Source organism: Ignavibacteria bacterium, assembly GCA_016873775.1.
Classification (GTDB): domain Bacteria; phylum Bacteroidota; class Ignavibacteria; order UBA10030; family F1-140-MAGs086; genus JAGXRH01.
Window position 1 is genome coordinate 1 of sequence record VGWC01000043.1, and the last position, 19,358, is coordinate 19,358.

Sequence of the window (19,358 nt, forward strand, 5' to 3'; positions counted from 1 at the left end):
CACATCTCGCAACTGCCGGCGGAAAAGATGTTGCGAAGTTGGATGGAGTGTTAAAAAGTGTTAAAAAGTTTGTTGAAGAAATATTGAAATAATGTTTCGACTTCATTTCGCTTCGCTCCATTGCGCTCAACACGACAAGTTCGTCACCGTGAGCGCAACGAAGTGAAGTCGAACGGTTAAATCTAAAACCCAATACCAAAAACCTAACAATGCCACATCTCCCTCTCACAATCCTCGTGCGCGAATCGTTTATTCAAGATGAATTGAAAGCGAGTTCCGAAACGAAATTGAAAATCTTGAACGAATGCACGTCGCAAATTTCCAAAGCGATGGATTTGCTCGTACACGCGCTCAACAATAAAAAGAAAATTCTCCTTTGCGGAAACGGAGGAAGCGCAGCAGATTCGCAGCACATCGCAACGGAACTCACGATACGAATGTTGCCTCGTGAACGCGCTGCAATTCCTGCAATTGCGCTGACAACCGATACATCAAACTTAACTGCCGGTGCGAATGATATTGGTTTTGAAAATGTGTTCGCCCGCAATGTGGAAGCGTTGGGAAATTCCGGCGACGTTCTTATTGCAATTACGACAAGCGGAAATTCTCCGAACATTTTGAAAGCAATCGAAAAAGCAAAATCGAAAGGAATAGTAACGATTGGTTTGCTCGGAAAAGACGGAGGCAAAGCAAAACCACTCTGCGACCATTCGATTATTGTTCCATCCAACGATACGCAACGCATTCAAGAAGGACACATTACGATTGGACATATTTTGTGCGGATTGCTTGAACGCGAATTGTTCGGAGCGATGTAAGATGTTAGGTATTAGGTGTTAGGTTTTAGAAGTTAGGTTTTTATGGCAAATAAAATTCATAGTTTTGAGGATATGGACGTGTATCAAAAATTGTTGCAACTTCATTTAGAAGTACACGAATTGACGATGACATTCCCCAAATTTGAATTGTATGAACTTGGTTCACAACTGCGACGTTCGTCAAATTCCGCACCAGCAAATTTTTCTGAAGGTTGGAATAATAAACACATCAATATCTATCTTGAAGAAATAAGCAGAGCATTAGGAGAGATCCGAGAATCAAAACATCATCTAACAGTTGGTAACAAGAAAAAATATTTCTCTCTCGAAAAATATAATAATCTCATCGAGCGTTATGACGAATGTTCAAAAATGCTTCACGGTTTAGAAAACTCTCTCCACAAGTACAAACCTTAAACCTAAAACCTAACTTCTAACACCTAAAACCTATCCCCTTGAACGAACTTTTTCCCTCAACACTCTACATCGTCTCCACCCCCATTGGGAATCTTGAAGACATTACGCTTCGAGCATTGAAAATACTTGCGAATGTTGATGTCCTTTGTTGCGAAGATACACGAACAACACAAGTACTTCTCAACAAATACGAACTCAAACCGAAAAAACTTCTTTCCTATTTTGAACAGAACGAACAGAAACGAATTCCGGAAATTCTCCAACTCTTGAACGAAGGAAATTCTGTCGCGATTGTTACCGATGCTGGAACACCGTCAATTTCTGACCCGGGATTTCGATTGGTACGAGCGGCGATTGAATCAGGAATAAATGTTATACCAATTCCTGGAGTAAATGCGGCGATTACTGCTCTTTCTGCAAGCGGATTGCCGACAGATGCGTTTGTGTTTGAAGGATTTCTTCCCGTAAAAAAAGGAAGAAAAACACGATTGGAATTTTTGAAAGAAGAAACGCGAACAATGATTTTTTACGAATCTCCGTACCGAATTTTACGAACGCTCGAAGATTTGAAAGATGTCTTTGGAGAACGGGATGCCGTGATTGCCCGCGAACTCACAAAAAAGTTTGAAGAATTTATGCGGGGAAATTTTTCGCAACTTATCGCAGAACTTTCTTCTAAAAAAATTCTCGGTGAGTTTGTGCTGCTGGTGAAAGGAAAACCCGAATAAGATTATTTTGTAAAAAAAATCTTCGCTCGTGATGAACAAGGATTTAATTTCAATAATCAATCTAATTTACCTGAATCTCTGAGCCTAAGTTTACTGACTTTAACAAATCATCGGTTGCAAGTTCCGGCAACAAATCATCTTGAGAGACCGATTGTTTCTTTTGTTCAATAAATTTCATTTCATCTTTTTCATCATCGAACAAAATTTCTATCGTGCTTCCCTCGTCATATTTTTTGGCAAGAAGTTCCTCGGAAAGCGGATCTTCGATTACACGCTGAATCAATCGCTTCAATGGACGCGCGCCGTATTGCTCATCGAACCCATCTTTCACAAGATATGCAAGCGCGTGTTCCGAAAGTGAAATCGAAATGTTTAATCGCGTCATTCTCTTCACAAGTTCGCTTACTTGCAACTTGATTATTTCTGCAATACTTTCCCTCGTGAGATTGTGAAATACAATCGTATCGTCAATACGATTGAGGAATTCGGGATTGAATAATTTCTTCATAGCACTTTCAATCACCGATTTCATCGAAGTGTATTTATCCTTGGGTTCTTCACTGATGAATCCTAAACCTCCGCCGTGTTTAATTTCGCGCGTGCCAATGTTGGAAGTGAGGATAAGTATAGTATTTTTGAAATCTACTTTTCTTCCCAAACTATCTGTAAGAACACCGTCATCGAGAACTTGTAAAAGAATATTGAACACATCGGGATGCGCTTTTTCAATTTCATCGAACAGCACAATAGAATAGGGTTTTCGACGAACTTTTTCCGTAAGTAAACCACCTTCTTCGTAACCGACATATCCCGGAGGCGCGCCTACAAGACGTGAAACGGAAAATTTTTCCATATACTCGCTCATATCAATGCGAATCAATGCATCTTCCGAATCGAAGAGATATTTTGCCAATACTTTCGCAAGTTCCGTTTTTCCTACTCCAGTTGGTCCCAAGAATACAAACGAACCGATTGGACGTTTCGGATCTTTCAATCCCGCACGCGAACGACGAATTGCTCTGCTTAATTTATTTATCGCTTCTTCTTGACCGATGATTAGTTTTTTCAATTCATCCGACATCTTCAAGAGTTTTTCCGATTCGGATTGCTGCACTTTGTTCACGGGAATTCCCGTCATCATTGCAACAACATCGGAAACGTGGTCTTCGGTTACGGTAAAAACGGTTTCTTCTGCGCGCAATTCCCATTCGCGTTTTGCAATTTCCAAATCGCTGATATATTTCTTTTCCAAATCACGCAAGCGCGCGGCTTCTTCAAAATTCTGATTGCGCACCACTTGATTTTTTTGCGAACGAATTGCTTCCAAATGTTCTTCGAGTTCTACGATATCCCGCGGCACTTGAATATTTGCAAGATGAATACGCGCACCCGCTTCATCCATAACGTCTATTGCTTTATCGGGAAGATAACGGTCAGTAATGTACCGAGCGCTGAGGCGCACAGATTCTTCGATGGCTTTTTCCGTATAACGAACACCGTGATGCGCTTCGTATTTGTGTTTGACATTTTTTAAAATGTCTATCGTGTCATCTACGGTTGTTGGGTCCACCATAATTTTTTGAAATCGTCTATCAAGCGCGCCGTCTTTTTCGATATACTCGCGGTATTCATTCATTGTTGTAGCACCGATGCATTGTAAATCTCCACGTGCGAGCGCCGGCTTAAACATATTGCTTGCATCCAACGAACCCGATGCTCCTCCAGCACCAACGATCGTATGCAATTCATCAATAAATAAAATTACATCGCGGGATTTTTCAAGTTCGTTCATCACCGCTTTCATTCGTTCCTCAAATTGTCCGCGATACTTTGTTCCTGCAACAAGCGCCGCCAAATCAAGCGCTACGACACGTTTATTGTGCAGGACCCGCGATACTTTTTTCTCGATGATACGAAGCGCTAAACCTTCTGCGATTGCAGTTTTGCCAACTCCCGGTTCGCCAATCAACACAGGATTATTTTTCTTTCTTCTGCTCAATACTTGAGCAACGCGTTCAATTTCTTTTTCGCGTCCGATAATCGGGTCAAGTTTATCTTCACGAGCAAGTTTCGTTAAATCTCGTCCGAAAGCATCAAGAACCGGCGTTTTCGATTTTTCCTGTTTTTTTTCTTTTGAAGCAGGCGGCGAACTCGGTTTTCCTTGTAAAATATTATCAAGTTCAACACGAACCGTATCATAATGCACGTTGTACTGGTGAAGAATTTGTGCTGCAATGTTATCATCGTCGCGCAACAGTGAAAGAAGCAAATGTTCCGTTCCGATAACTTCTGATTTGTACAATTTGGCTTCGAGATACGTAATTTTTAAAACTTTTTCCGCTTGTTTCGTCAATGGAATATTACCGATGGTAAGAGTTCCTCCTCCCGTACGTACGGTATCTTCAATTGAACGTTTCAAGCGGTACAAATCCACACCGAGGTTGCGAAGTATTTTTACTGCAATTCCTTCGCCTTCTCGGACGATTCCAAGAAGAAGATGCTCTGTTCCGATATAATCGTGTCCAAGACGAAGGGCTTCTTCTCTGCTTAGTCGAATAACGTCTTGAACTCTGTTGGAAAAATTGCCTTCCATAGGCGTTGTTTCTTTCTGATTATTTTAAATTTGACGGGAAAATATAGACAAAAACACTTACTTTTTTAAAAGTAGGATAAGTATTATTTCGTTACTCTTCTTTTTTCTTCCCCTAACATCGTGTACACGTTTCTCATCGTTGTATCGTCGGGAACAAACGTAAGATAGATATTTGCAAACAACATCGCTTCATCTATTTTTTTGTTGCAAATGAGCATATTGATAAGTTGACCCATTGCCAAGGTGTTTTTCGGTTCAAGAGAAACTATTTTTGAAAAACAAGGTTCCGCATTTTTGCAGTCATTGAACATTTCATAATGAAGGATTTCCAAATTATATAAAGCCGTTCTGTTGTTGGAATTGCAGTGCAAAATAAGGAGTACAGTTTTTTTCTCGATGGAGGAAGAAGAAATGCTAATGCAAAAACAAACCAACCGATTTTTATTGAAAGAGGGAAAAATGCAAGCAGATGATTTCCCCAATTCCAAGATTGCGGAACAAATGCATTGATGAACGTTCCGACAACAAAACCAAGAACGCATCCGAAAAGATTTTTTTCAAAAAGTCGGAACGAGCGAAGAACGTTTTCATCTTTTTTCCCGATGAATTGCTGCCTCATATCATTGATGTACAACTCGTATCATACATTATTCATCTTGCTCGATTGCTTCGGATTCTTCCATCATTTCTGTTGTATCTCTTATTTCTTATTTTTTTTCTATCGCACTGTAACTATCGAGTGTTTCTGCAAGATGATAATCCTGAAACAAATTAAACGTTCTGATGATATACAACGTCAACCCACGCGATGCAATATTATTGTACGCTTCTTCGTCTTCATGTATATCTTCGGATGCGTTGAATTTATCAAGTATCGTTCCAAATTTATTTTTTCCGATTTCCAGTTTTTGTTTTGCTTTGCCGTCGTTGGAAGTTTTAAACAGCGTGCCGGAATTTGATGTAAGTATTTCAAGTAATCGCAGTAATTCCAGTTCGGAACGTAGAAATTCCCGAAGTTCCAATTGTTTGTTGTAACTCGGTTGTCGGTGAAGTTTTGAAAAGGAATATTCCATAATATGTTCGATTTCATCGGTGAGTTGTTGTCCGAATTTGATAATTTTGAACAACTGCGTTGCGCTTAAACGATACTCTTGCGCTATGGTTGCAAGTTCATCAATTTTTTCTGCGCTCACGTACACTCCTTCGGTGTTGGTGTTCATCAGAGAGTGAAGTTCACGAATACGTTTTGTTAAGTCTTCTTTTTCCTGTTGCTGCATACGAAAATCCTGAATGATAGATTGTATAAACACAGCGGCACCAACAATACTAACAACAATAAAAAACCATTTGAAATAATGCTTATGTTTTTCAAACCAATGCGGTTTGGGTTTGGGCGGTTCAACTTTGGGTGCCGGTTTGTTCCAGGATTTCGAACTATAAGTATTGTAATACGACATTAGTACAATATTTTTCTTGGTAACGAGAGAATGAAAAAAATTATTTTACCAGTAGCAATTTCTTCATTTCGTTGTAATGCAAGATTCCATTTTGCGAAATATCTATACGATAGAAATACACACCGCTGGTTAAATGGCTTGCATCAAACTCAACTTTGTGCATTCCTTTATCTATTTCTTCGTTGTTCAATAACGTTGCAACTTCTTTTCCAAGAACATCATAAACCTTTAATGTTACAACACTATTAACAATTACCTGATAACGAATAACAGTAACTGGATTAAACGGATTCGGATAATTTTGTGAAAGAACATACTTCAACGGAGTGCGTGTGTTTTCTGAAACATCCAATGGATTTTCAAACAATTGATAAAACCCGGGAACAAGATTTTCTACTTTCGAGGATGCGCCGGAAGTCCAGTAAATAATTACCGAATCAATGACCGATGAAGAACTGATTCCAAAAAGTTGAACAAAACTGTTTTGCGACATCAAACCGTTTCCGCATGAAATTTCGCGCATTTGTTGAACTCCGTTTGTGTACAACAATATTTTCGTTCCGATAGCGTTTTTGCCTGATGAACTTCCGATACATTGCAAACGAAGTGTGTTGTTTCCATTTGAAAAATTTTTGAAAAAGAAATTTACAGAACTTGCATTGCCCACAAACACATCGGGAAAACCATTGTTATCAAAATCCGTCACGCTCATTCCACGCGAATCTGCGAGTGAATAAATCCCCGCGCGTCCCGAAAATTCATTAAACGTTCCATTGCCGTTGTTTTTAAAAACTTTTGTCGGTCCATTTTTGGCAACAACTACATCGAGAAAACCATCAGCATTGAAATCAATCCACTGTGAAGAACTGTTCACGCCGTTACTCGAAATTCCGGAAAGAGAAGTTACATCGGAAAATGTTCCGTTACCGTTATTTTTGAAAAGTCGAATCAATTGCTGATTAACGATAAGCAAATCGTTGAATCCATCATTATTGAAATCGCCAAACGTTGCCGATTGTCCACTGGATATATTTGAAACTCCTGCGGCGTCGGTTCCATCAGTAAAAATTCCGTTGCCATGATTCAAGAATAATTTGCTCGGCTGATTATTTTTTGCAACAATATACACATCATTATCGCCGTCGTTATCAACATCGCTCCACGCGCACGAAATTCCATTCGCAGAAAAATTGATTCCGGAAATTCCTGTAACGTCTTCGTAGATGCCGTTGTTGTTCTTAAACACTTTCGTCGGCGCATTTGCGCAAACAACGATAACATCCATCCATCCATCACTATTGAAATCGGCAAATGATGCGGAACTTGATTTACTTGCAAATTCCAAAACGCTTGCTGTGTTGCGTGAAAACGTTCCATTCCCATTGTTATGAAACAGTTTATTCTTTCGCGTGTTACCAAGAATATTGGTCGTGAGCAAATACAAATCATCAAAACCATCGTTATCATAATCGGCAAAAATTCCTGCGCGATTGAGTTCCGCATCAAAAACTCCCGCACTGTTTGTAACATCGGTGAATGAATCATTTCCATTGTTCCGAAATAATTTGCTTCCGTTATTATTCGCAACAAAAATATCCGCGAATCCATCGTTGTTGAAATCCGCAGACGAAACACCGAACGCTTCACCTGCAGAATCGGTTACACCAAGATAATCCGCCCAATCTTCAAAGTTTTGAAACACGAACGATGTATCCCAAATTGTTGCATTACAAACAACGAGAGAATCTTGTTTGGTAATATGTGTAATCGCAATTCCGGTAACTTCATTTTGATAGTCTCGGGAATTCGGAAGCGTAAAACCATCGAAGATGAAATTCGGATTGTTTGCGCCGTTTCTTCCCGGAAACGGATCTCCAGCATTTCCGCGATTCAATCCGCGATTGAGTTCGCGTAAACCATCCGCTTGTTCAATATCTACTTTGTAATGGTTCGGATCGTTTTGACTGTTTCGATTATTATCCACGTGATATATCAGCAATCCACTTTCCAAAAGAAACGCATCGAATTTTTTTCGCTGACGATTTTCAACAATAATATATTCATTCCCCATTTCACCGTTTCGCCATAATTTATAACTGACAGGAAAATATGTTGCAGGCAGAATTTCTAGATTTATTTCCGTTGTAGAAATTACTGTCGGCGTAACCCACCCAAGTTGTTCTTTGCACCATGCGGACATTTGCGACGGAGTTTCTGAATGTCCTTGGTCTCCTCCGTACGCACCACTTGCCATCAAACACCATCCGCCAAGTCCTTCGCCTGAACCAGCGGGAGCATACAAATCGGGCAACCCAAAAATATGTCCTAACTCATGACAAAAAACTCCAATCGTTTCAATCGGTCCGCCCGTATTATTACTTCCCTGCATTTCCGGTTCAATCGCATACGGACCATCAACAATAACTTTTTTATTCCCGGGAAGTGTATCATTGGTTTCAAATACTTGACCGGAATAGTACACAAAACTAAACACGTGCGACCAAATATTATTCGCCCCCGCAGCAGCATCTGCGCCTGTGTGAATAATAATAAGAAACGGAATATGACCGTTTCCTTCCGCATCATAGTAGCGGATATACGGACGAAAATCAACGGCAGAATCTGCGGCGCTAAGTAATTCCCACGTAAATTGCGCACCGTCGCCGCCGTCAAGAATTTCCGAAAGTGTATGCGGAAGCGTGTACCATCCTTCGCATTTTCCGGTTAAGTGCATTTGTCCGTATGAAGTTTCTCTGTAAAAATCTGTAACTGTTCCCGTTGGATTTGGTCCGTCAAAAAGTTGCGATTGGAACTGCAAACGCGAATATGTTGGCGGTAAATCAAGATACGCACCCATTAACGCAGGCGCAAACACGGTGTCCGTAAGTATATTGGGATTTGCATACAAAGACGGGAATTGCTCCCGATGTAATTTTCGCTCACGGAATTTTTTTGCCCAATATCCTTCGCTGTATGTTCGCCGCATTGTTTGAAATTCTTTTTCGTAACGATGGGGAATTGTCCTTCCTTGTTTCACAGGAATTATCGAAAGCGAAATAGTGAGGAAGAAGAAATGGATGGGCAAAAAGAAAACAATTTTTTTTCCAACGTTCATATTCGTGTTTTGGTTTTGTTAAATTTTGTTGCGTGAAATTTCCGAAAAAATTTTTACTATACCAATAGGCATTGACAGAAACATTTACTAAATTTTGTTCCAAAAATTTGCAATTGTTTTCTTCATTTTACGAATCAGTGAACACATCCAGTTTTAAAAACAACACTCCGCAGCACGATGCCGCGCATATCTCCAACGAAACAGAACGCAAGTATATCATTGAACGCGTAGGACCGGCGCGCGTTGTGCAGTTATACGCCGACGGATTTGAAAATCTTTCATTGAAAGAAAAAATATTTTCGTATTATGTTTCCCGAGCAGCGCTTGCCGGACGCGACATCGCAATTGACCAACATCACAGCAATGCATTGGAAATTCGCGATATGTTGGAAAAAATTGTTACGTATTCCGATGGAATTGAAAACCGAATTCTCGAAAAAATTTTTACGTACTTAAAACTGTTTTGGCTCAACAACGGATTTTATGACAATCTCACATCGAAAAAAATCAATCCCGAATTTACTTTTGAAGCATTACGAGCGGCAGCAAAATTAGCGCAGAACAACGGCGCGAACATTATTTCCGACAACGAAGATATTGAAACGAAACTCTTTCGATTGAAGCGCGTCATTTTCAATATGGAATCGCAACCGATGCTTTGCAATAAAACTCCCGGCGAAGATTACATTAAAGGAAGCGCAGTGAATTATTACCGCGGCGATTTAGCATACGAAGAAGTGCGACGGTGGGCGGCATTGGGTTTTGAACGGCATCCGTTAAACTCAACGGTTGTCAAAGAACACGGAAGAATTACTGAACATATTTGGCGCGCCGGCGGCGAAGGTTTTCCTCCGGGAATGTACGCCAAAGAATTGCAGAACGTTATTTACTTTCTCGAACAAGCAATTCCGTTTGCAAGTTCGGAAAACCAAGTGAAGACTCTTCAACTGCTTGTCAAGTATTTTAAGACGGGCGAGCAAAATGATTTTCGTAATTACAACATTCAATGGATTAAAGATTCATCGAATGTTGATTTTATTATGGGTTTCATTGAAGTGTATCTTGACCCCTGCGGTAAAAAAGGAGAATGGGAGGCATCAGTTTTTTATACCGACCCCGAACTTACGTTGGTTATGGAACATCTTGCACATCTTGCACATTATTTTGAAACAAAAATGCCGTGGGCAAACGAATATAAAAAACATATCCTGCATCCTCCGATTGCGAAAGTTATCAATGTTATTGTGGAAACGGGAGGCACGGGACCTATTTCACCGATTGGAATCAATCTTCCAAATGAACAGGCGTTGCGACAACAATTTGGCTCGAAAAGTATTTTGCTGCGCAATGTTGCCGACGCGTACGAACAATCCAGCGGAAAAGATTTGTTAGTGGAATTTGCGTGGGATGACGAAGAAATTTTCAACCATGAAAAATATGGGACGAAAGCGGATAATCTCCACACTGCATTACACGAAATTATCGGACACGGTTCCGGAAAAGTAAGCACGCACCTCATTGGCGACCCTGCGAATTATCTTCCCGGGTATTACAATACATTAGAAGAAGCGCGCGCAGATTTAATTGCGTTGTGGTGCGTCTTTGATACGAAACTTATTGAAACAGGTATTGCCGAAAATATCTTTGAACTGAAAAAAATCGCTGAGACAATGTTCCAGCAAGCAGTACGGGTTGCGTTAACTCAGTTGCGAAGAATCGGCGATTCGGAACACTTGGAAGAAGACCATATGAAAAACCGCCAACTTATTGTGCATTACTTGATGGAAGATTTTCGCGCAGTTCGTAAAGTTTCACGCAACGGAAAAACATACTACCGTATTATGGATTTCGAACGCGCACATTCCGCAGTCGGACGATTACTTGCCGAAGTAATGCGAATAAAAGCGGAAGGAGATTTGAAAGCCGCTAAAAACCTCATTGATACTTACGGTTTGAAAGTCGATAAAGAACTGAGAATCGAAGTTCAGGAACGCGTGAAAAAACTCGACGCGCCTGCTTACACGGGATTCGTGCAACCAAGTTTGGAACTGGTCAAAAATTCTTCTGGAGAAATTATTGATGTGAACGTAACGTATCCCCTAGATTTGAAAACACAAATGTTCGAGTATTCACAACTTTCAAAACAAGAAACACCCGTTGAGAAAAAACCTCATACACGCTCATCACGTTTTGCGCATATTACGCTTTCATAAAGAATTAACTATGGAGAAAATAAAATTACCTATGGAAACACCAAAGAACAAAACCCAAATACAAACAACATTCCAGTTCTAAAATCCCAACGAAAAGACTTGTATGGATATTTGCTGAATTCGGTTTTGGAATTTTTTCTTCAACGATATTTGTCGCGTACCATCAGTAATTAATAGAAGACTTTGTCGCTTTGCTCTTTGCAATGACATTCTCCCTACCTTTTGCAAAGACTTCTAATATTCACTCCCGCTCACACGTTCTATCTTCGCACCTAAATGCACTAATTTTTTTTCTATTGTCTCATATCCTCTATCGAGATGATACACGCGCAGCACTTCCGTTATCCCTTTTGCAACAAGTCCTCCAAGAATTAACGACGCTGACGCGCGCAAATCCGTTGACATTACTTTTGCTCCTTTCAATGTTCGCACACCTTTCACAATCGCAGTATTTTCTCTCAACGTAATATCTGCTCCAAGACGAATAAGTTCCGGAACGTGTTTAAATCGGTCGAGATAAATTGTATCTTCAACCAATGATGTTCCGTTTGCTTTCGCCATTAACGCAATCCACTGCGCCTGAACATCCGTTGGAAATCCCGGGAACGGCGCTGTTGTTACATTCACCGGAGAGATGATTCCATCGGAAGAAATTTTCACAGAATTGTTATGAATTTCCATCTGCGTTCCGCATTCTTCAATTTTGCTTAATACGGAAGTGAGATGCTCAGGAATAACCTTGTGCAGTATGACATTTCCGCCGGTTAATGCAACAGCACAGAGAAACGTCGCCGCCTCAATTCTATCGGGAATAACTTCAAATGATGTTGGCGCAAGTTCGTCCACGCCTATGATTTCGAGATGTGATGTACCGATGCCGTTGATGCGCGCACCCATTTTCAAAAGAAAATCCGCAAGCGTTATTATTTCCGGTTCAGTCGCGGCATTCTCAATAATTGTTGTCCCTTTCGCCAGTGTTGCCGCCATCATTATATTTCCCGTTGCGCCAACGCTCGATACATCGAATACCATTCTCGTTCCCTGCAATCGTTTTGCTTTCGCAACGATGTAACCGTTTTCCAAATCAATTTCTGCGCCAAGGTTTTTCAACCCTTCAATATGTAAATTCACTGGACGCGGACCCCACGCGCATCCTCCAGGAAGTGAAACTTTTGCATATCCGTATCGCGAAAGCAACGGACCGAGTACATAAATCGAAGCGCGCATTTTCTTCACGTGTTCGTAGGGCGCTTCGTAAGTATTCACGTGTGATGTATCGAGCGTTAGTTTGTTCTGTTTTTGCGTAGATGCTCCTCCCATTGTTTGAAGAAGTTTTCGCATTGTTGAAATATCACCGAGTTGAGGAGCGTTCGAAAAGTTGTATGTTCCTTGTGCAAGCAGTGTTGCTGGCATTAAAGCAAGCAAAGCATTTTTCGCTCCACTGATGGTAACTTCTCCGTTCAACTGTTCGCCGCCATGAATGATAAATTTGTCCATAGAATTTCTTTATTTATACATCTTAAAATTTGACAACTGTATGATCTCAGAATCATTCCATTCCTGCGGTTGCCAACTGCGTACATAGATTTGCGGATTCTTCTGTAAAAAATCTACGAGCAAAAAAAGATGTCCTTCATCTGCGTAGGTATTCGATTGATACTGTTGCCGCATACTGATTCCGTACACACCGTGTTCATCATTCTTCCGATGGATTTGGAACGAAGAAAACTTCAATGCAATATCGTTGGCATTCTTAAAATTGTTCCTCACATTTTTTAAGTATTGTTCCTTCGTGTATTGCAAAGAAGTTCCGCTTTTCCGACTATGCGCATTTGTGTGAGTTCTTGTGCAAAGAGAACAGTATTTTGAAAAATGCATACCGCCATCCAAAGGAAGAAATATTTCATCGTTAAGTAAATGTGGTAACAAAAAACGGGATGAAGTTACAAAAAAAAATTTTTGTCGGGAAAGATGGGATTTTTTTTCCATTTATTTTTTTTCTCCTTCCAAAATTTTTCCTATATACAACCTGTTTTTTTTCACAACTTCACATACTATTATGAAACTGAAATTTCTTTTCGTTGTTCTTGTTGTAACAAGTTCTTTTCGCGATGTTGTCGTTGCGCAATCGCAGGAAAAAATTGATACAGCGGTTATTTCCAAAATCAAAGATGAGGGGATGAACCGTTCGCAAGTAATGGAACTGCTCAGTTATCTTACAGACATTTACGGTCCTCGCCTCACCGGTTCTCCCGAATATAACAAAGCGGCACAATGGGCAAAAGAAAAACTCACTTCCATGGGAATAGAAAATGCGCATCTCGAAGCGTGGGGTCCGTTTGGTCGCGGATGGACACTGAAAAAATTTTCCCTTTCGATGCTCGAACCAAAAACGCTTCCACTCATTGCATACCCGAAAGCGTGGAGCCCTGCAACCCAAGGAACGATTTCCGGTGATGTTCTTTATCTCGACGCAGCAATAGACAGCACATTTGAACATTACAAAGGAAAATTACAAGGAAAATTTGTCTTGTTCAGCGATGCACGCAGCATCAAAGCGCATTTTGAAGCGGAAGCATCGCGCGAAACGGATTCGAGTTTGCTCGCGCTTGCAAATGCCGATATGCCGCAACAAAGCCAACGCAGATTTGAACAAACTCCGGAACAAAAACTTCGCGCGCGCTATAATTTCAACAAATGGAAAATGTGTATCGAAGAAGGCGCGCTTGCGGTGTTGGAATCCAATCGCGGCGACGGCGGCAACATCTTTGTGCAAGGCGCAAATGTTCCCAATCATCCTGATACGCCTTCCACGCGTTCCCTACGCGTGTACAGTGAAAAAGCAAAAACACTTCCGCAAGTTGTTCTTTCTGCGGAACAGTACAACCGCATTCTTCGAATGATAAAAAAAGGTGAACGCGTGAGATTGGAATTGAATCTTGACGTCGCTTTTACCAAAGAAGATTCTTCCTACAACATTATTGGAGAAATTCCCGGAACAGATTTACAAAATGAAATCGTTATGCTTGGCGCGCATTTCGATTCGTGGCACGGAGGTACCGGCGCAACCGACAATGCAACCGGTTCTGCAGTTTGTATGGAAGCAATGCGAATTTTAAAAACGTTAGATGTGAAACCGCGAAGAACCATTCGACTTGGTTTATGGGGAGGTGAAGAACAAGGACTTCTGGGTTCGCAAGCGTACGTGAAAAAACATTTCGGAACAAAATTCAACGACTCAACGGGAAAAGAAGTAACATCATTGTTTGAACAAAAAACGACTGTGCAGTTGAAACCCGATGCGGAAAAATTTTCTGTGTACTTCAATAACGATAACGGAAGTGGAAAAGTGCGCGGCGTGTATATGCAAGGAAACGAAGCAACTCGACCGATTTTCCGTGAATGGTTAAAACCGTTTTATTCGATGGAGGCATCCACACTCACGCTTTCGAACACAGGAGGAACAGACCACTTATCGTTCGATGCCATTGGACTTCCTGGATTTCAATTTATTCAGGATGAACTTGAGTATTTTACGCGAACACACCACTCGACAATGGATGTGTTCGAACGTGTGCAGGAAGAAGATTTGAAACAAGCGTCCATTGTCATGGCAGCATTTGTGTATAATGCGGCAATGCGCGATAATAAATTTCCGCGTAAAGCGTTTCCGATTTCAAAACCGCAAGGAAGCAATTAATTTTTTTCTCGTGTTCGATTCTGAAATACGAACCGAACACGATATAGATACCACTTGCAACAACTCTTTAAAAACTTTTCATTTCTCACGCTCGCAGATATTGGAAGCCGCGTGTTCGGATTTTTTGCAACGGTGTATCTTGCACAAACACTCGGCGTCGAAAAGTTTGGCATATTGAACATCGGATTTGCATTTCTTTCATACGGAACACTTGCCATCAATCCCGGTATTCAACTGTTTGCAACGCGCGAAGTAACGCAACACAGAAACAATCTTAGCGAATTTGTGAACGACATCCTTTCATTACGTATTATTCTTTCTGTTGCTGCAATGGTTATGGTATTTTTCATTTCGTACATTTTTTTCCCAATCGAAATTGTACCACTTGTTGCTCTTTTTTCACTCTCACTGTTTCCTGTTGCGCTGTTACTCGAATGGTTTTTTCAGGCGAAAGAACAAATTGCGCTTATCAGCATCAGCAGAATAATCTCGCAGGCAACGTATCTGATCTTAGTAGTATATCTTGTTTCAACTGCTGAAAAAATTTCGTTTGCCGCTGTTGCGTGGTTTGTATCATCAGTTGTTGCGGCGTCCATATTATTCATTCCGTATCGGAGAAAACATTCTTCGTTCACCTTTCGGTGGAACTTCTTTTCTCTGTTTCAAAAAAACGGAAGAGGAAACGAAATTCTTCGCAATGCATTTCCCATTGGATTCGGAACATGGCTTGCTCAAATAGGAGTGAATTTTCCTCCGCTGGCAATAGCGTATATTCTTTCCGAAAAAGAAGTCGGTTTTTTTTCTGCCGCTTTCAAAATCGTCTTTCTGTTTTTACTTTTTGACCGCGTGTTTTTTTTCCTGTTTTATCCCGTCATCATCAAAACATATCACGAATCGGAAGAGAAACTGAAACGCACGCTTTCACTTTCGCTGAAAATTATCATCACTCTTTTAGTTCCAATCTGTTTCGGCGTAATGTTTCTCTCGCAAAAAATAATTTATTTCATTTACGGAAATGGTTTCGAAAACGCCGCGCCGTTGTTGCAGATTTTAATTTGGTTCGTCTTGTTCACCGTGATGCACAGTGTGTTTGCCGTGGGTTTTATCAGCATCGGAAAAGAAACACTGTTTTCGAAAATAATGCTCGTCGGAACAATCGTGCAAATTGCGCTCATTATTGCTGGAACGTTACTGTTTTCAACGAATGGTTCCGCATTGGGATTCGTAACGGGAGAATTATGTTCGATGAGTTTGATGATGGTCCAATTCAGAAAAGTAATTCGGGTCGAATGTTTTCGTTTTTTTCTTCGTCCGATTATTGCGGCGGTAGTGATGGTGCTGATTCTTTTTGCAACTAACGAACGATTTCTTTTTGAACAAATTGCTTATGGCATCATTGCATTTTCATTTGTACTTACGCTTGTTCAAGGAGTACGAAAAGAAGATCTTGAAGCAGTGAAACATAGTTTTTAAACGAATGAATATCCACGTCGGTTTAATGCGCTCACATCTTGGATGGGAAACGTTGCTTTCTCAAGAAGGAGTTTCGTATTCGCTCGTCGAACAAAAAAAACTTCACGGCAATTGGTATTCTGCCGTTGTTCTAAATGCGAATACAGAAAAAAAAGAAAACGATGCGTTACGGAAGTATCTCAAGAACGGCGGCGCAATTCTTACATCTGCAAGTTTTTTTTCAAACGTTTTTCCTTCAAAAACCGTGTCAAAAAAAATTTCGTATCTGCTTCCGGAGTTTCCATCGTGCTTCTCAAAAAATTCTTTAATCGATGTTTGGACATTCGGAAATGTGCTTTCGCTTGCAAACTCGCTTCCGACCAACCGAAAATCGTTTTCGACATTTTGCGGTGAATTATACGGAGGAACGGTTGTGTGCTTTCCGTTTGATGCCGGCGCACTTATCGAGCGAACAGAGGCAAAACGAAAATATTGTTACGCAGCAACAACGCGCCTTCCTGCAGAAAAAGTTTCTGTTGTATCCAAAGGAGAAGTGCGAAAACTTGTTGCATCCGCTCTTGAATACGTTCACCATCAACGCAATATTCCGTACATCCATCTCTGGTATTATCCGAACGCGCAAAAAAATATTTTTTCCTTCCGCATTGATTCGGATTACGGAACAGAGGCAGAAATTTTTTCTCTCTACGAACGTCTTCGGGAACACCACATTCGCGCAACGTGGTTTCTCGACGTAAAAAGTCATCAGAACTTTCTCCGGCGTTTTCAGGAATTGGAACATCAGGAACTGAGTTTGCATTGTTACGAACATCAAACGTACGACGCATATCAACGAAACAAAACAAACATCAAACACGGAATAACATTATTAACTGCAGAAGGAATTTTTCCGAAAGGATTTGCTTCACCGTTCGGCGAATGGAACAACGGAATGCAGCGAGCAGTCGAAGAATTTGGCTTTGAATATTCATCGGAGTTTTCATTCGATTACGATAATTTCCCGTCGTTTTCAATGCGGGGAAAACAGTTCGGAACATCGTTGCAAATTCCTATTCATCCGATTTGCAACGGAAGTTTGCGTTCTGCGCGAATGAAAGAAACGGAAATGTTCGCGTATTATGAATCGTGCATTGCTAAAAAAATGATTTGCAACGAACCATTGTTTTTCTATCATCATCCGAACGATGCACATTTCAATGTGTGGGAAAAAATTTTTGCGCAAATTGCTCATCACAACATTACCCAATACACGTTTTCTGAATTTGCTCATTGGTGGAAACAGCGCTTGCGAAACGGAGCAATGTTTTCGACGGAAAACAATATCCCCACGATAGAAAAAGGAGTGCTGTATCTTCCGAAGTTTGAAAAGGAAATCGCACTTCGCATTTCGTTACCAAACAAAAATGAAGCGCTTCTCACTTCTCAACAGATGCAAAACGAAATACATCTTGCATCGCTCGATGTTACTCCCGCGCAATCTTTGCAAACATCTGATGAGATTCTGCGAACACGAAAATTTTCTCCGCGCTTATGGAATCAAAAAGTGCGAATTTATTTGCGAAAGAAACTGCGATGAATATTCTATTTGCAATAAACCTTATCGGCGCAACTTCCGGCGGAGGATTATTTTTGCAAGCGAAAAATACTGCAAAATACTTAACGGAGCGCGGAGTATCTATTACGTTCCATCAACCTTGGGAACGAATTGATTTCAAAACTATTGATGCTGTGCATATTTTCGGTGCGGGGCTCGGAACGTATCACTTTGCGCGTGAACTGTTCGCAAGAAAAATCCCTGTGTTTCTTTCACCAGTTTTTTTCTCGACGCATTCCGCTTACCAGTTGCAACACGGAATTCATTTGCAAAATATTTTTCGAAAAGTGATTTCAGGAACGTTTACCGATTTTGGAATGACTGCAGAAATGTGTAAACGCGCAACGGCTATTTTCCCGAATTCCAACGCAGAAGCGCAATTACTGAAAGAAGCGTTCGGCATTGACGAAAAAAAAATTTCTATTATTCCCAATGGTGTTGATGAGCGATTTTATTTTGCAACGTCCGATGAATTTGTAAAAACATACGGACAAGAAAATTTTGTACTGAACGTCGGTTATTGGGGAGAACGAAAAAATACTTTGCGTTTAATTTGCGCATTGAAAAAACTCGATATTCCCTCGGTGCTTATCGGAAGAATTTCTGGAGACGAGTATGCAAAAGAATGTATAAAAAAAATTGCCGATGCGAGAAATATTACGGTGAGAGAAGAAATACGAAACGATTCATCATTGCTTGCCTCTGCGTATTCCGCGGCAAGTGTTTTCGTGTTGCCATCGTTATTTGAAACGCCGGGAATTTCTGCGCTTGAAGCGGGACTTGCAGGAACAAACGTCGCAATTACAAGCGTAGGAGGAACGAAAGAATATTTTCAATCTTTTGCTGAATACCTTGAACCGACATCTGAAACTTCCATCGAAACGGCTATTCTAAAATCTTTTTCTTTACAAAAAAATAATACGCTCCGCGAACACCTACGAAAATATTTTTTGTGGAACGTTGTAGCAGAAAAAACAGAAGCAGCGTACGTTTTGTATTTGCAATAAAAAATCCCACGCACTTTTTTAGAATGTGTGGGATTCGTTTTTGATATTCGGGAGTTGTTGATTACTTCAACAACAACAATTTCTTCACACTCACAAAATGTTTCTCTTCGCTTTGTGCAGTGAGACGATAAAAATACATTCCGCTCGAAAGCGTGCTTGCATCAAACTGAACTTCGTGCATTCCTTCTTCAAGTAGTTCATTGTTCAAAAGTGTTGCGACTTCCTGCCCGAGAACATTGTAAA

At 40.6% G+C, this 19,358-nt stretch carries 14 protein-coding genes; 8 read left to right on the forward strand and 6 right to left on the reverse strand.

The window, feature by feature from the left end; translation table 11 throughout:
* Positions 1–251 precede the first annotated feature (251 nt).
* The 3 genes from FJ218_07170 to rsmI are packed head-to-tail and all read left to right on the forward strand — an operon-like array spanning position 252 to position 1,963.
* Complete coding sequence (locus FJ218_07170) at positions 252–818, forward strand: D-sedoheptulose 7-phosphate isomerase (protein MBM4166678.1); 567 nt, start codon at positions 252–254, stop codon at positions 816–818.
* A gap of 42 nt (positions 819–860) precedes the next feature.
* On the forward strand, positions 861–1,235 hold the full coding sequence (locus tag FJ218_07175) for a four helix bundle protein (protein MBM4166679.1): 375 nt from the start codon (positions 861–863) through the stop codon (positions 1,233–1,235).
* A gap of 38 nt (positions 1,236–1,273) precedes the next feature.
* Positions 1,274–1,963, forward strand: coding sequence for a 16S rRNA (cytidine(1402)-2'-O)-methyltransferase (rsmI, locus tag FJ218_07180; protein MBM4166680.1), 690 nt, complete (start codon positions 1,274–1,276; stop codon positions 1,961–1,963).
* 61 nt (positions 1,964–2,024) lie between these two features.
* Here rsmI and FJ218_07185 read toward each other — a convergent pair whose 3' ends face one another.
* From FJ218_07185 to FJ218_07200, 4 genes are all read right to left on the reverse strand, one after another.
* A complete protein-coding gene (locus FJ218_07185) occupies positions 2,025–4,556 on the reverse strand; it encodes an ATP-dependent Clp protease ATP-binding subunit (GenBank protein ID MBM4166681.1) in 2,532 nt (843 codons plus the stop codon).
* Positions 4,557–4,821: 265 nt separating this feature from the next.
* Positions 4,822–5,175, reverse strand: coding sequence for a hypothetical protein (locus tag FJ218_07190; GenBank protein ID MBM4166682.1), 354 nt, complete (start codon positions 5,173–5,175; stop codon positions 4,822–4,824).
* 88 nt (positions 5,176–5,263) lie between these two features.
* Positions 5,264–6,013, reverse strand: a complete 750-nt coding sequence (locus tag FJ218_07195; protein ID MBM4166683.1) for a hypothetical protein — start codon at positions 6,011–6,013, stop codon at positions 5,264–5,266.
* A 40-nt stretch (positions 6,014–6,053) separates the two neighbouring features.
* Positions 6,054–9,128: a M6 family metalloprotease domain-containing protein gene (locus tag FJ218_07200; protein MBM4166684.1), complete on the reverse strand. Its 3,075-nt coding sequence runs from the start codon at positions 9,126–9,128 to the stop codon at positions 6,054–6,056.
* 137 nt (positions 9,129–9,265) lie between these two features.
* Here FJ218_07200 and FJ218_07205 point away from each other — a divergent pair, with 137 nt between their 5' ends.
* Entirely contained in the window at positions 9,266–11,341 is a 2,076-nt protein-coding gene (locus FJ218_07205) for a peptidase M49 (protein MBM4166685.1), read from the forward strand.
* A 234-nt stretch (positions 11,342–11,575) separates the two neighbouring features.
* On the opposite strand, the gene murA is transcribed toward FJ218_07205, so the two are convergent.
* Positions 11,576–12,838: a UDP-N-acetylglucosamine 1-carboxyvinyltransferase gene (gene murA, locus FJ218_07210; protein MBM4166686.1), complete on the reverse strand. Its 1,263-nt coding sequence runs from the start codon at positions 12,836–12,838 to the stop codon at positions 11,576–11,578.
* A 9-nt stretch (positions 12,839–12,847) separates the two neighbouring features.
* Positions 12,848–13,330, reverse strand: a complete 483-nt coding sequence (locus FJ218_07215; protein ID MBM4166687.1) for a hypothetical protein — start codon at positions 13,328–13,330, stop codon at positions 12,848–12,850.
* Positions 13,331–13,400: 70 nt separating this feature from the next.
* On the opposite strand from FJ218_07215, the gene FJ218_07220 reads away from it, so the two are divergent.
* Genes FJ218_07220 through FJ218_07235 form a run of 4 tightly spaced genes read left to right on the forward strand, consistent with a single transcriptional unit; the run spans position 13,401 to position 19,115 of the window.
* Entirely contained in the window at positions 13,401–15,041 is a 1,641-nt protein-coding gene (locus tag FJ218_07220; protein ID MBM4166688.1) for a M20/M25/M40 family metallo-hydrolase, read from the forward strand.
* Between the two features lie 54 nt (positions 15,042–15,095).
* The gene (locus tag FJ218_07225) at positions 15,096–16,514 is read left to right on the forward strand and encodes a flippase (GenBank protein MBM4166689.1); all 1,419 of its coding nucleotides are present in this window, start codon (positions 15,096–15,098) and stop codon (positions 16,512–16,514) included.
* A 4-nt stretch (positions 16,515–16,518) separates the two neighbouring features.
* Positions 16,519–18,090, forward strand: a complete 1,572-nt coding sequence (locus FJ218_07230) for a hypothetical protein (protein MBM4166690.1) — start codon at positions 16,519–16,521, stop codon at positions 18,088–18,090.
* Complete coding sequence (locus FJ218_07235) at positions 18,045–19,115, forward strand: glycosyltransferase family 4 protein (protein MBM4166691.1); 1,071 nt, start codon at positions 18,045–18,047, stop codon at positions 19,113–19,115. Before FJ218_07230 ends, FJ218_07235 begins: the two co-directional genes overlap by 46 nt.
* Positions 19,116–19,358 lie beyond the last annotated feature (243 nt).